The 13,520-nt window shown below is 67.4% G+C and carries 15 protein-coding genes; 2 read left to right on the forward strand and 13 right to left on the reverse strand.

Features of this window, described 5'->3' with window-relative positions:
- Window positions 1-41 precede the first annotated feature (41 nt).
- The 9 genes from recO to AC07NN_RS19105 form a co-directional block, all read right to left on the reverse strand.
- Window positions 42-773 carry a DNA repair protein RecO gene (gene recO, locus AC07NN_RS19065; protein WP_494645026.1) on the reverse strand — a complete coding sequence of 244 codons (732 nt, stop codon included), beginning with the start codon at window positions 771-773 and terminating at the stop codon, window positions 42-44.
- Between the two features lie 2 nt (window positions 774-775).
- Window positions 776-1,648, reverse strand: a complete 873-nt coding sequence (locus AC07NN_RS19070; protein ID WP_494644607.1) for an arylamine N-acetyltransferase family protein — start codon at window positions 1,646-1,648, stop codon at window positions 776-778.
- Window positions 1,641-2,603: a GTPase Era gene (gene era / locus AC07NN_RS19075; RefSeq protein ID WP_494644611.1), complete on the reverse strand. Its 963-nt coding sequence runs from the start codon at window positions 2,601-2,603 to the stop codon at window positions 1,641-1,643. Before era ends, AC07NN_RS19070 begins: the two co-directional genes overlap by 8 nt.
- A gap of 47 nt (window positions 2,604-2,650) precedes the next feature.
- Window positions 2,651-3,127 (reverse strand): GNAT family N-acetyltransferase, encoded by a 477-nt coding sequence (locus AC07NN_RS19080; protein WP_494644613.1) that lies wholly within the window; start codon window positions 3,125-3,127, stop codon window positions 2,651-2,653.
- A 43-nt stretch (window positions 3,128-3,170) separates the two neighbouring features.
- Window positions 3,171-3,779: a thioredoxin domain-containing protein gene (locus tag AC07NN_RS19085; RefSeq protein ID WP_494644615.1), complete on the reverse strand. Its 609-nt coding sequence runs from the start codon at window positions 3,777-3,779 to the stop codon at window positions 3,171-3,173.
- Window positions 3,780-4,462: 683 nt separating this feature from the next.
- Window positions 4,463-5,158: a ribonuclease III gene (gene rnc / locus AC07NN_RS19090; protein WP_494644620.1), complete on the reverse strand. Its 696-nt coding sequence runs from the start codon at window positions 5,156-5,158 to the stop codon at window positions 4,463-4,465.
- Window positions 5,159-5,179: 21 nt separating this feature from the next.
- Window positions 5,180-6,022, reverse strand: a complete 843-nt coding sequence (lepB, locus tag AC07NN_RS19095) for a signal peptidase I (protein WP_494644625.1) — start codon at window positions 6,020-6,022, stop codon at window positions 5,180-5,182.
- Between the two features lie 133 nt (window positions 6,023-6,155).
- Window positions 6,156-6,557, reverse strand: a complete 402-nt coding sequence (gene acpS, locus AC07NN_RS19100) for a holo-ACP synthase (protein WP_494644629.1) — start codon at window positions 6,555-6,557, stop codon at window positions 6,156-6,158.
- Entirely contained in the window at window positions 6,554-7,312 is a 759-nt protein-coding gene (locus AC07NN_RS19105) for a pyridoxine 5'-phosphate synthase (RefSeq protein ID WP_494644631.1), read from the reverse strand. The genes acpS and AC07NN_RS19105 overlap by 4 nt, the downstream gene beginning before the upstream one ends.
- A 155-nt stretch (window positions 7,313-7,467) precedes the next feature.
- On the opposite strand from AC07NN_RS19105, the gene AC07NN_RS19110 reads away from it, so the two are divergent.
- Window positions 7,468-9,090 (forward strand): M20 family metallopeptidase, encoded by a 1,623-nt coding sequence (locus AC07NN_RS19110; RefSeq protein ID WP_494644634.1) that lies wholly within the window; start codon window positions 7,468-7,470, stop codon window positions 9,088-9,090.
- A 115-nt stretch (window positions 9,091-9,205) separates the two neighbouring features.
- Here AC07NN_RS19110 and pyrE read toward each other — a convergent pair whose 3' ends face one another.
- Complete coding sequence (gene pyrE / locus AC07NN_RS19115) at window positions 9,206-9,787, reverse strand: orotate phosphoribosyltransferase (RefSeq protein ID WP_494644636.1); 582 nt, start codon at window positions 9,785-9,787, stop codon at window positions 9,206-9,208.
- An 80-nt stretch (window positions 9,788-9,867) separates the two neighbouring features.
- On the opposite strand from pyrE, the gene AC07NN_RS19120 reads away from it, so the two are divergent.
- The gene (locus AC07NN_RS19120; RefSeq protein ID WP_494644638.1) at window positions 9,868-10,287 is read left to right on the forward strand and encodes an NUDIX domain-containing protein; all 420 of its coding nucleotides are present in this window, start codon (window positions 9,868-9,870) and stop codon (window positions 10,285-10,287) included.
- 129 nt (window positions 10,288-10,416) lie between these two features.
- Here AC07NN_RS19120 and AC07NN_RS19125 read toward each other — a convergent pair whose 3' ends face one another.
- The 3 genes from AC07NN_RS19125 to rpoZ are packed head-to-tail and all read right to left on the reverse strand — an operon-like array spanning window position 10,417 to window position 13,451.
- Window positions 10,417-10,779 carry a DUF6869 domain-containing protein gene (locus AC07NN_RS19125; RefSeq protein WP_494644641.1) on the reverse strand — a complete coding sequence of 121 codons (363 nt, stop codon included), beginning with the start codon at window positions 10,777-10,779 and terminating at the stop codon, window positions 10,417-10,419.
- Entirely contained in the window at window positions 10,780-13,065 is a 2,286-nt protein-coding gene (locus tag AC07NN_RS19130; RefSeq protein WP_494645028.1) for a RelA/SpoT family protein, read from the reverse strand.
- A gap of 26 nt (window positions 13,066-13,091) precedes the next feature.
- Window positions 13,092-13,451, reverse strand: coding sequence for a DNA-directed RNA polymerase subunit omega (gene rpoZ / locus AC07NN_RS19135; protein WP_047413437.1), 360 nt, complete (start codon window positions 13,449-13,451; stop codon window positions 13,092-13,094).
- Between the last annotated feature and the right edge of the window lie 69 nt (window positions 13,452-13,520).

The following is a 13,520-nucleotide window of genomic DNA, read 5'->3' on the forward strand; positions in this document are numbered from 1 at the left end:
CGACGAGTTCGACGATTGTTCCACGCTTTTGCGCGTTCGGCTCACAGGCGATTGGCCTCGGTCAGGCGATCCAGCAGCCACATGCGTGGCGCGGGCAGCGGCCGGTTCAGCGGGCCGAACACGAACTGCTCCAGGAAGTGGCCAGTGATGTCCAAGCCGGCCTTCACGTCGCCCTCGGCCAGGCCGCCCTGCGAGGACAGCATGAACGGCGGCAGCGGCAGCAGCTTGTCGCGATAGGGCGCGCCGGCGTCGCGGCTGACGGCCCGGCCCGTACGCGGGCTGACATAGATCAGGTCGTCGAAGGACCCGGTCGCGGCGCACTTGGAGAGGTCCAGGCCGAAGCCCAGCTCCTGCAGCAGCCCTGCCTCGTAGCGGACGTAGACGGCCGGCCAGATCTCGGGAATTTCCAGCACGCGGATCAGGGTCTCCAGCGCGTGGAAGGCGCCGGGGTGAGCCTCGCGTTCGGGCAACGCCGCCGCGGCGACGGAGGCCGCCGCGGAAAGTCCGGCCAGGGCCAAGCGGTCGTCGAACAACGAGGAAGGCCCCTCGCCCATCGGTTCCAGGGTGGCCGAGCCCAGTTGGTCGGAGACCCGGGCGCGGTAGCGGGCGATGACCCTTGCGCCCGGCTGCAGGAAGGGCTTCATCCGCCGCGAGGCCGCGCCGGCCACGTGGGCGACGAACTTGCCGCGATCCTGGGTGAGAAGTTCGACGATGGCCCCCGTCTCGCCATGCGAGCGGGCCGAGAGGACGTAGGCTTCGTCCTCCCATTCCAGGGTCAAGCGGACGTTCCCCAGGCCACGACCTGCTCCAGCACCGGCTTCCAGTCGGGCTCGACCGGCAGGCCGATCACGTCGCGCAGGGTGGCTTCCAACTCGTCGACCGAAAGGTCGCGCTGCTCGACCACCGCGCCGGTGACGTCGCGATGGGTGAAGCGGTTGTTCTTCAGGGCGTAGCGGGCGGTCGGCGTAGTGCGGCCCACCGTCATGCTCCAGGTGAAGTGCGAGCTGGGGTGGGTGTAGGTGTAGAAGTTGGCCTGCTCGTAGTCGACCTCGGCCCAGCCCCCCCTCGACACCTGGTACAGCGCCGCCCAGCGGCCCGAGAGATCGGCCTGGACCTGACGCTCGGCGACGCCGTCGGTCGCCGTATCAACGATGCGGAACTTGCCGTTGGGGCTGTCCTGCACCTCGTCCGAGAACAGGCGCAGCGGCGCGGTCAGCACGCAGCCGCCGAAGCCGGCGTCGACCAGCCAGGTCTCACCATCCAGCGTCACGCCCAGCACCTGGTGCGAGCGCGGGCGCGGCGGCGCGCCTTCCGGCAGCATCCATTGCACACGGGCCATCAGCGCCTCGACCTGGAAGCCCAGGGTATCCAGCACGCGCTTCAGGAGACCGTTCTGCTCGAAGCAGTAGCCGCCCCGGCCGGCGCCGATCAGCTTGGCGTCGATGTCGGCCGGAACGATGCTGATCCCGCGCCCCAGGAGGACGTCGAGGTTCTCGAAGGGAATGAGGTCGGGATGCTTCCGGGCGATGGCGCTCAGGGTCGCCATCGTGGGCTCGCGGGGGCCGTCGTAACCAATGCGCTTGAAATAGGCGTCTAGGTCGACCGAGGCGGCTGCCGCCCCCTCTTTCCCCACTTGAGCATCAAACATCGAAATCCAGACCGATATCGCTGAAGAGACCGCGCTCCTCGGCCCAATTCTCCTTGACCTTCACGTGAAGGAACAGGTGAACCTTGCGGTCGAGGATGTCGCACAGCTCCTCACGTGAGGCTTGGCCGATCCATTTCAAGGTCTGGCCACCTTTTCCGATAACGATGATCCGCTGGCCTTCGCGCTCGACGAAGATGGTCTGTTCGATGCGAACGCTGCCGTCCTTGCGCTCCTCGAAGGCCGTCGTTTCCACGCTGGCCGCATAGGGCAGTTCCTCGTGGACGCGGAGGTAGACCTTCTCGCGGGTGATCTCGGCGGCCAGCAGGCGGGCCGGCAGGTCGGCGGTCTGGTCTTCCGGATAGAGCCAGGGGCCTTCCGGCATCAGCGAGACGAGCTTGGCGGTCAGGTCCTCGACGCCGGCGCCGGTCGTGGCGCTGATCATGAAGACGTCCGAATAGACGCCTTGGTCGAAGAAGTCCTTGGCCACGGCCAGCAGCGTGTCGCGCTTGATCCCGTCGATCTTGTTGAGGGCCAGGATGACCTTGCGGTTGGCCGCCTTCAGGCCCTCGATGATGGTCTGGACGTCCTGGGCCGAGCGGAACTCGCCCGGGGTGGCCTTGTCGGCGCGGCTGGCCAGCTCGGCCTGCACATCGACGAGGTGGACGGTGGCTTCGGCGTCTTCCGAGCCGGCCCAGGCCGAGCGGACCATGGCGCGGTCCAGGCGACGGCGCGGGCTGAAGATCCCGGGGGTGTCGACGAGCACGATCTGGGTGTCGCCCTCGATGGCGACGCCGCGCACGGGGAAGCGGGTGGTCTGGACCTTCTGGGTCACGATCGAGACCTTGGCCCCGACCATGCGGTTGACCAGGGTGGACTTGCCGGCGTTCGGCGCGCCGATGATGGCCGCGAAACCGGCCTTGGTGTGGGTGGGGGTTTGGGAGGTGGTGTCAGTCATTGCGCGTGCGTGTAGCACAGCGGGGCTGGAATTCCTCCCCCCGAGGATCAAACGCCGCCACGCGACTGGCCGTAGATCTCGACAGGCTGGCCATCGGGGTTGATCTCGGTGCGCAGCCACCGCGAGCCGATGCGCTCGGCGACGGCGATCGAGGACTGGTTGCCCGGGTCGATCCGATGCTCCGCCTCGCGCCAGTCTAGATGCCGGAAAGTCCAGTCGACGGCCGCCACCGCGGCTTCGGTCGCGTATCCGCGCCCCCAGAAGGCGGGCAGAATCGCCCAGCCTACCTCGGCGCGGCCCGCCGCCTCGGGAACCCAGGGCCCGACGCGGCCGACCCAGCGGCCGGTCTCCGCCTCGATGACCGAGAACAGCCCGCAGCCGCGCAGCGTCCACATGCCGGTCGCCAGGGCCATGCCCTCCCAGGAGGTCTCGCGGGACTTCGGGCCGCCGAAGAACCGGGTGGCCAGGGGATCGGCGTCGAACGCCGCCCAACCTTCGAGGTCCGCCTGGATCGGCGGACGCATCCTCAAGCGACTGGTCGTGAGCTCGTGGGCCAAGCGCCGGACGCTACTGGCCGGCGTTGGCGATCGCCGCGTCGATCTCCTCCAGGGTGTGGTAGCCCGGCTCCATCTTGCGGCCGTTGATCTCGAAGGTCGGCGTGGAGCCGACGTCGTGCTCCTTGGCGTTGCGCTGAACGCGGTCGTTCAGCGCTTTGACCTGCGGCTCGTCCTGAACGCACTTGTCGAACTGGGCTTCGTTCATGCCCGCCGATTTCGCGACCTCCAGCAGGGTTTCGCGCGGCGAGTAGAAGACGCCCGGCTGAGCGGCGAAGATCGCGTCGTTGATCTCGAAATACTTGTCCTTGCCGGCGCAGCGGGCCAGCAGGAAGCCGGCCGAGGCCACGACCACCTCGGCGTCGCCGCCGACCAGCATCTCGCGGAACACATAGTGGACCTTGCCGCTGTCGACGTACTTGGCCTTGAAGGCCGGATAGACGTCCTTCTGCCACTTCCCGCAGACGGGGCAGCCGACCGAGGCGTACTCGACCACGGTGATCTTGGCGTCCTTGTTGCCCAGGCTCATGTCGTCCGGCAGCGCCTGGTACGACTGGCTCTTGTTGCAGGAGGCCAGGCCCAGGGCCAGCAGAGCGGCGATAGCGACACTGAGACGGCGCATGGAAGGGTTCTCCGGAACGGGAATCGCGAAATCGACACGCATGAGAGGAGGCGAGAGCGCCATGGTCAAGGTGGAGACAACCACACATGGCGCCGCCGCTTCACGCGGCTTGCCGCTGAAGGTGATGGGGAGGCGACGGAGCGGCCGGGCGAACCCGGAGACCGTTTGGTTTGTTGTGTTTCGGCTCGCTGACCGCTCCGCCAGGCTGTTCTTGCCCGTGAGGATGGGGGGCGTGAGCGTCTTTCAGCTCGGGACCCCACTAGCCCCCGGACGGGCGCGGACCAAGTCGATCGGCTACATCCGTCTCGACCCCGACGATCCACGATAGGCGGCTTGTACGATCACCGCCCTGTCGCTCCGCTGTCGGCTTCGTCCCGGCGCTAACCCGATCGCCTGCCGATCCTCATGAAGGATGCGACGACCTTCGAGCCTCCGGGAGCCGCCAGCGGCCCCGCTCAACCTACCCCCGCCGCCGTTTTGGGCCGGATCCAAACGCCCTCCCCCGCGACGGGGATGGCTATGATTGTGCGGCGGTTCTGGACGCGGATGATTGGTGAGGGCGTAAAAGTGATAAGCGATTGATTTCGCTGGGTTCGATATCGCGAATTCCGAGGATAGACGCCCGCCTATCCCCGCGAAGGCGCTTCAGGAATCCCTCTCTATGAGAGAGGGATTTTGGCGCCCTACCCCGCGCCTTCGCGCTCCAGCAACGCCTTGGCGGCGGCCTTTTCGGCTTCCTGCCGCGACTTGCCCTTGGCCATGGCCGGATCGACGCCGTTGACCGCGACCTCGACGGTGAAGACCGGCGCATGGTCGGGGCCAGTGCGGTCCAGGACGCGGTAGGTCGGCAGCGGCCGGCCCTTGCCTTGGGCCCACTCCTGCAGCGCGGTCTTGGAATCGCGCGGACGCCCCTCGCCCGCCCGGTCGAACTCGTCGGCCCAGAGGGTCAGGAAGACCTGGCGCGCGGTGTCCAGGCCGCCATCCTGATAGAGGGCGGCCATCAGGGCCTCGGTGGCGCCGGCCAGGATCGAATCCGTCTCGCGACCGCCGATCTTGCTGGACGAGGCCGACAGGCGAAGCGCCGGACCCAGCTCGGCCAGGCGCGCGACGCGGGCGCAGGTCTCGCGGCTGACCAGGGCGTTCAGGCGCGGGGCCAGCTCGCCTTCCTTGGCCTTCGGAAACCGCTGGGCCAGGGCCTCGGCGGCCAGCAGGCCCAAAACGCGGTCGCCGATGAACTCCAGCACCTCGTTGTCGCGGACCTTCTTGGCCCCGTCCCCGACACTGGCGTGCGTCAGGGCGCGCTCGAGAAGCTCGCGGTCGTTGAACTGATGACCGATCCGGCGCTCCAGGTCGCCGACGGCGGCGACCCGCTTATCCATGGCCAAGGGAACCTGCCTCGATCACTTCAGCACGTGGAAGAAGCGGCTGGGACGGGCGTTCAGGAACCACGTCCACGGCTTGAACAGGCTGGCCTCGGCGTTCCACGACAGCAGGATGATCTGGGCGCGGCCGACCAGGTTCTCTTCCGGCACGAAGCCGACGCCGATCTCGTCGCCGATGTACTGGTCCAGCTCGTAGTCCCACTTGCAGGCGCCTTCCGAGAAGGGCGAGACGCCCGGATCGAAGCGGCTGTCGGCCGAGTTGTCGCGGTTGTCGCCCATGAAGAAGTAGCAGCCCGCCGGCACCGTATAGACGCCGGTGTTGTCGCCGCGGCTGTCGGGGCCGAAGTCCTGGGTGTTGTACTGGCGGCCTTCCGGATTGGTCTCGGCGAAGCGCTGGACCTGCTGGGTGAAGCCGTAGCCGGTGTCGACCAGGGCCGGCGGCTGCTCCTTGCGCGCCAGGGCCTTGCCGTTGATGAACACCTGACCGCCACGGATCTGGACCTTGTCGCCCGGCAGGCCGATCAGGCGCTTGATGTAGTCGGTGCGGTTATCGCGCGGCAGCTTGAAGACGATGATGTCGCCGCGCTTGGGCGCGTGGCCCAGGATCCGGCCCTTGATGATCGGCGGGCTGAACGGGATCGAGTGCTTGCTCCAGCCGTAGCTGAACTTCGACACGATGATGTAGTCGCCCTGGTAGAGGTTCGGCTCCATCGAGGCCGACGGGATCGTGAAGGGCTGGAACAGCAGGACGCGCAGCACCAGGGCGATGCCCAGGGCGTAGGCGACGGTCTTGATGATCTCGATGAGCTCGGCGACGGCGCCCTTCTCTTCGGGCGGCGTGGTGTCGACGGTGTCGGTCATGCGGGCGCGGAGCTCTTCGACTAGGGATGTCCGGCGAACCGGTTCGGCTTTGCTAGACGGGGACGGCCCCGTGGGCAAGGGTCGGGACCCATGGCGCGCGTTAGCCGGGCTTTACGGCGAAGGTTGGACGCGGTCAGGTCTTGGGCAGCGCTTCGATAATCACGAAGGCCTGGGCGTAGGGGTGGTCGTCCGTCAAAGAGAGGTGGATCACCGCCTCCATGCCCTCGGGCGTCATCGCCTTAAGCTGTTCCAGCGCCCCGCCGGTCAGGGCCATGGTCGGCTTGCCCGACGGCAGGTTGACCACGCCCATGCCGGCCAGATGCACGCCGCGCTTCAGGCCGGTGCCCAGCGCCTTGGAGCAGGCCTCCTTGGCGGCGAAACGCTTGGCGTAGCTGGAGGCCCGGTCGGGCTTGCGCTCGGACCGCTTGCGCTCGATGTCGGTGAAGACCTTGTTGGTGAAGCGGTCGCCGAACCGTTCGAGCGACTTCTCGATCCGGCGGATGTCGCAGAGGTCCGAGCCGATGCCGATGATCACGCGGCCAACTCCGCCCGAGCCGCGTCCATGAGAACACGCATCCTCTGGATGGCCTGGGGAAGGCCGACGAAGATCGCCTCGCCGATCAGGAAGTGGCCGATGTTCAGCTCGGCGATCTGCGGGATGGCGGCGATCGGCTTGACGGTGGCGTAGTCGATGCCGTGGCCGGCGTGGACTTCCAGGCCTAGCTCGGCGGCCAGGGCCGCGCCCCTGGTCAGGCGCTCCAGGATGGCCTCGGCGCGGGCGGTCTCGCCGGCGCGGGCGGCGTCGCAATAGGCGCCGGTGTGCAGCTCGACCACCTGGGCGCCGGCGGCGACCGAGGCGCGGATCTGGTCGGGATCGGCCTCGATGAACAGCGACACCCGCGCGCCCACGGTGCGCAGGCGGGCGGTGGCGTCGGCGATGCGGTTCGCGCCCTTCACGACGTCGAGGCCTCCCTCGGTGGTGACCTCTTCGCGACGCTCGGGCACCAGGCAGGCGGCGTGCGGCTTGGCCCCCAGCGCGATGCCGACCATCTCGTCGGTCACGGCCATCTCGAAGTTCAGCGGCTTGCCGCGCTTGTGGCAGAGGTCGGTCAGTACGGCGATATCGGCGTCGCTGATGTGGCGGCGGTCTTCGCGCAGGTGGGCGGTGATGCCGTCGGCGCCGGCGGCCAGGGCCAGCTCGGCCGCGCGCACGGGCTCGGGATACGAGGAGCCGCGCGCGTTACGGATCGTGGCCACGTGGTCGATATTGACGCCCAGACGCAAACTCATCCGCTCTTCCCGTCCAAACCGAAGACTCGCTGAAACCTATAAGCCGAGCCGCCCGGCTATGCAGGTGGGAATTTCCGGCGACGGCGCCAGGGCCGCGCATGGACAAAGCTTCACCGGCGCCCAATCGTCTGCCCCCTGAATTCCGAGGGGACGTGATGATCTCGAACAAGACCTGGTTCGCCGCGACGGCGGGTGTTCTCGCCATCGCCCTGGCGAGCGGCGCGAGCAGCGCCGAAATCTCGGCCGGCAAGCTTAAAGCCCTGAAGGCCGACGCCGTCGCCGGTGTCGAGAGCCGGACCAAGCTGGCCCAGGTCATGAACGACAAGATCTTCTCGTTCGGCGAGCTGGGCTTCCAGGAGACCGAGACCTCGGCCTACATCACCCAGGTGCTGGAGCAGAACGGCTTCACCATCAAGCGCGGCGTCTCGGGCATCCCGACCGCCTGGACCGCGACCTGGACCAACGGAACGGGCGGCCCGACCATCGCCCTGGGTAGCGATATCGACTGCATCCCCAAGGCCTCGCAGAAACCGGGCGTGCCCTGGCACGATCCGATCATCCCGGGCGCGCCGGGCCATGGCGAGGGGCACAACTCGGGCCAGGCCCTGAACGTCGTGGCCGCCCTGGCGGTCAAGGACGTGATGACCAAGCAGAACATCGCCGGCACCCTGGTCCTGTGGCCGGGCGTGGCCGAGGAGCTGGTGGCCGGCAAGGCCTATATGGTTCGCGACGGCGTGTTCAGCGGCGTCGACGCCACCATCTTCACCCACGTCGGCTCGAACCTGCAGACGGCCTGGGGCCAGCCGTCGGGCACGGGCCTCGTCTCGGTGAAGTACAGCTTCCACGGCGAGTCCGCCCACTCGGCCGGCGCGCCCTGGCGCGGCCGCAGCGCCTTGGACGCCGTCGAGCTGATGGACATGGGCTGGAACATGCGCCGCGAGCACCTGAAGCCCGAGCAGCGCTCGCACTACGTGATCGTCGACGGCGGCGACCAGCCCAACGTCGTGCCGTCCGAGGCGACCGTCTGGTACTATTTCCGCGAGCAGAGCTTCGACGCGATCAAGAAGAACTGGGCGATCGGCACGAAGATCGCCAAGGCCGCCGCCGAGATGACCGACACCACGGTCGACAGCGCCGTGGTCGGCACGGCCGCGCCGCGCCACTTCAACCGCCCGATGGCCGAGGCGGCGCAGAAGAACATCGACCTGGTCGGCCTGCCCAAGTGGAGCGACGACGAGCAGGCCTTCGCCAAGGCCGTGCAGAAGAACGTCGGCTCCACCAAGCAAGAGGGCCTGGACGTCAAGCTGAAGGGCCTCAAAGCCCCCGAGGAGAAGCCCGAAAGCGGCGGCTCGGACGACATCGGCGACATCTCGTGGATCATGCCCACGATCACCATCAACTATCCGTCGAACATCCCCGACCTGCCGGGCCACCACTGGGCCAACGCCATCTCGATGGCCACGCCGATCGCCCACAAGGGCGTGGTCGCGGGCTCGAAGGTGGTGGCGATGACGGCGCTGGACCTGCTGACCCAGCCCAAGCTGCTGGCGGACTCGAAGGCCTATTTCACCGACGTCCAGACCAAGACGCAGAAGTACGTGCCGATGCTCTCGGCCACGGACAAGCCGCAGACCAGCATCAACGCCAACATCATGGCGACCTTCCGGCCCGAGATGAAGAAGTACTACTACGACCCCGACAAGTACGAGACCTATCTGGAGCAGCTGGGCATCGCCTGGCCGGTCAAGCAGCTGACGCCGCCGGCGGGGGTGAAGTAGCTGGCGCGGAGGGCCCGTCCCCGCCCTTCGACAAGCTCAGGGTGAGGACTATTTTTGGCGGCCGATCAGTAGAAACCTCACCCTGAGCTTGTCGAAGGGCGAGGTTTCGAAGCGCCTACCGCAGCCGGCGGCTGCCCGGATCCTCGATCGGGATCGCGGCCAGCTCCGGCGGCAGAGCGTCGGCCGGATAGGCCGGGACTTCCAGGCTGCACAGCGAGATCAGCGGCACGCCGACATCGACCTTGCCGCCCGAGCGGTCGACGATGCAGGCGGCGGCCACGACGTCGCCGCCGGCGTCGATGATCGACTGGATGCACTCGCGCGACGACAGGCCGGTGGTGACGATGTCCTCGACCATCACGACCTTCTGGCCGGGCTCCAGGTGGAAGCCGCGACGGAACTTGAAGCTGCCGCCCTCGCGCTCGACATAGATCGACGGCACGTTCAGGTGACGGGCGGTCTCATAGCCGGGGATGATGCCGCCGACGGCGGGCGAGACCGCGACATCGACCTGGCCCACCGTGGCGATGATCTTCTCGGCCAGGGCCTTGCAGAGCCGCTCGCAGCGCTCGGGGCGCATGAACACCAGGTTCTTCTGCAGGAAGACCGGGCTGTGCAGGCCGCTGGACAGCACGAAGTGGCCTTCGCGCAGGGCCCCTGCGGCGCGGAATTCGTCGAGGACGTCATCGTTGGTCATGAGCGCTGCGTATAGCCCAGCCGGCCGAGTCTTCAAGCGCCGGCTTGCTCACAGAAGCGTTTCAGGTTTTACCGCGCCCCATGACCGAAGAACCTCAACGTCCTCGCGTCGGCTGCGGCGCTGCCATCCTCGACGCTCAAGGCCGACTGCTGCTGGTCAAGCGGGTCAAGAACCCCGAGGCCGACCACTGGGGCGTGCCCGGCGGCAAGCTGGACTGGGGCGAGGCTGCTCGCTCGTGCGCCGAGCGCGAGATCAACGAAGAGCTGGGCATCACCATCAAGGCCGGCCGCGTGCTGGCCGTCACCGACATGGTCGCGCCGGACTACCACTGGGTGGCGATCACCTATGCCGTCGAAAGCTTCGAGGGCGAGCCGGTGATCCAGGAGGCTCACGCCATCCACGAATGGGGCTGGTTCGCGCTGGACGCCCTGCCCTCGCCGATGACGGCGGGAAGCATCGATGCGGTGGCGGCGCTTAGGCGGATCAACGTTGTAGGCTGAGGAACCGAAACCCCGCCCTTCGACAAGCTCAGGGTTAGGTTTCTACTGAAACGCTGAGCAAACAGTAGTCCTCACCCTGAGCCTGTCGAAGGGCGGGGACGGCCCTGCAGACTTGAATGTCGATCCGCCCTAGTTCTTCAGCAGGTGGTTCAGCTTCAGCTGGTCGGCGCGGCCCAGGCCGCCGGTCCAGGCGAAGCCCAGGGCGATGCGGAAGCCCGGCGAGCGCCGCGCTTCCTCGATCACCGCGTCGACCATGGCCGGATTGGCTTCGAGCAGTTCCTCGATCGGGCCTTCGCCCAAACCTGACAGGGTGGTGATGTCGCCGCTGCGGCGGGCGATCTCGGTCACCACGGCGAAGCCTCGCTTGGGCTCTTCCGCCACCAGTTCCGACAGGTGCTGCCAGGGATCGTCGTCGAGCTCGAAGTCGTTCTCGGGCTCGATGCTCACGCACGCCTGGACCAGCTCCAAGTCGTCCTCGTTCATGTCGCTCATCTAGCCGCGCGTCCGATCCACGGTCTCGACCGACGGACAGGCGCGCAGGGCGGCCTGGATGTTGGTCAGGTGCTTGGCGTCCCGGACCTCGACGTCGATGTCGGTGTCGAAGAAGTCACTCTGCCGGTGATGCATGCGCAGATTGACGATGTTGCCGCCGGCCTCACCGATGATGGTGCAGACCAGGCCCAGCACGCCCGGGGCGTTCTGGATGGTGGCGTGCAGGCGGGTCAGCGAGATGGTCGAGCGCTCGGCCTCGGGCGTCCAGTTCAGGTCGCGCCAGAGCTCTTCGTGGTCCTCGAACTCGGCCAAGCGCGGGCAGTCGATGGTGTGGACGTCCAGGCCCTCACCGTCCTCGCGCAGGATGCCGACGATGCGGTCGCCCGGCACCGGGCTGCAGCAGTGGGCGAAGTGCAGCGAAACGCCCGGCGTCAGGCCACCACCGCGCACATAGAGGCTCGCGGCTTCCTGGCCACCTTCGATCTTGCGACGGGCCGTGGCGGCCTCGCGCTCGGAATCCTTCATGCCCGGATAGGCGGTCTCCAGCACCTGGCTGGGCGAGACCCGGCCGCGCCCGACGGCGTCGAACAGCGTCTCGTCGCTCTCCAGGGCGAAGCGCTCCAGGATCGGCCGCAGCGACACGTCCTTCAGCTTCTTGCCGGCGCGCTCGAAGACCTGCTCCAGCGAAGCCCGACCCAGGCGCAGGAACTCTTCCTTTTCCGTCTGGCGGATGTGGCGACGGATGGCCGAACGGGCACGGCCCGTGACCGTCAGCGAGCGCCAGTCCGGCGGCACGACCGGCTTGGAGCCACGCACCACCTCGACCACGTCGCCATTGACCAGCGGGGTGCGCAGCGGCTTCAGCTCCCCATTGATCTTCACGCCGATACAGGTGTCGCCGACGCTGGTGTGGACAGCATAGGCGAAGTCCAGCGGCATGGCCCCGCGCGGCAGGCTGACCAGCTTGCCCTTGGGGGTGAAGACGAACACCTGGTCGAGGAACATCTCGAGCTTGGCGTGCTCGACCAGTTCCTCGCTGTCGCCGCCGTGTTCCAGCACCTGGACCAGCTGGCGCAGGTTGGCCAGCGGATCGCGACCGCCGGCCGCCTCCATGCCTTCCAGATCGAGGCCGTAGGAGGCGTCCTTGTAGCGGAAGTGGGCGGCGACGCCCTCTTCGTTGACGCGATCCATGTTCTCGGTGCGGATCTGCATCTCGATGCGCATACCGCGCGGACCCACGACCGTGGTGTGCAGAGAGCGGTAGTTGTTCCGCTTCGGCGTCGAGATGTAGTCCTTGAAACGGTCGGGCACGCTGGACCAGGCCCGGTGCACGACGCCCAGGGCGCGGTAGCAGTCTTCCTCGCTGTCGACGATCACGCGGAAGGCGTAGATATCGGACATCTGCGAGAAGCCGATCGATTTGCGCTGCAGCTTGCGCCAGATCGAATAGGGCGACTTCTCGCGGCCGAAGACGCGGGCCGGCAGGTTCGACGATTCCAGGCGCGCGGCGATTTCCTGGCTGACCAGAGCCACCGCCCCGCCCTGCTCTTCGCGCAGCGTATCCAGACGGCGCAGGATGGCGTCCCGGGCCACGGGGTTGGTGTGCTGGAAGCTGAGCTCTTCCAGCTCGATACAGATGCGATGGCAGCCAATGTTGCGGGCCAGCGGCGCGTAGATGTCACGCGTCTCACGGGCGATGCGCTCGCGCTTCGCCTGGTTCTTGATGAAGTGCAGCGTCCGCATGTTGTGCAGGCGGTCGGCCAGCTTCACCAGCAGGACGCGGACGTCCTTGGAGATGGCCAGGATGAACTTGCGCAGGTTCTCGGCCTGGCGCGTGTGCTCGGCCTGCAGTTCCAGCTTGGAAAGCTTGGTGACGCCCTCGACCAGCTCGCCGATCTCGTCGCCGAACAGCTTGGCGATCTCTTCCTTGGTGACCGGGGTGTCCTCGATCACGTCGTGCAGCAGGGCCGTGACGATGGTCGCGGTGTCCAGCCGGTACTCGGTGAGAATGCCCGCCACCTCGATCGGGTGGGCGTAGTACGGGTCACCGCTGGCCCGGGTCTGCGAGCCGTGCATGCGCATGGCGTAGACATAGGCGCGGTTCAGCAGGGCCTCGTCGGCCGTCGGGTCATAGGCGTGGACCCGCTCGATCAGTTCGTATTGGCGAAGGAACTTGCGCGGCTTGACCGCGCTGGGCGTCGGCTCGGCAGGGGCCTGAGACGGCGACGCGCCCGATTCGGCATCGGGCGCGCGTTGGGGTGAAGCGGTCTGTTCGACCGCTTCCAGGGTCAGAGGGTCTGCGCCTTCGGGGCTCAGTACCGCTCCTCCTGACCACCGTCGCGGTCGCTCTGCAGAGCGCGGACCAGTTCCAGCTCGCTCATCTGCATGTGGCTCGGATCGGCCAGCAGGGCCAGGGTCTCGGCCTCTTCCTCGGCTTCGGTGTGCTCATCGACGCGTTGCAGCGTGCTGATGAGGTGTTCCTTCAGAGCCTCGTGGTCGATGACGTCGTCGGCGATCTCGCGCAGGGCGACGACCGGGTTCTTGTCGTTGTCGCGGTCGACCATCAGAGCCGCGCCGGCCGAGATGCCACGGGCGCGGTGCGCCGAGAGCAGGACCAGCGAGAAGCGGTTCGGAACCTTCTCGACGCAATCTTCGACGGTGACGCGGGCCATGAGTTCCTCGGGCTGCCGATTAGCAATCGCAAAATAGGCTTCCGTGCGGCGACACGCAATGTCGCGCGA

The organism is Caulobacter sp. GW821-FHT09H08 (assembly GCF_059415885.1).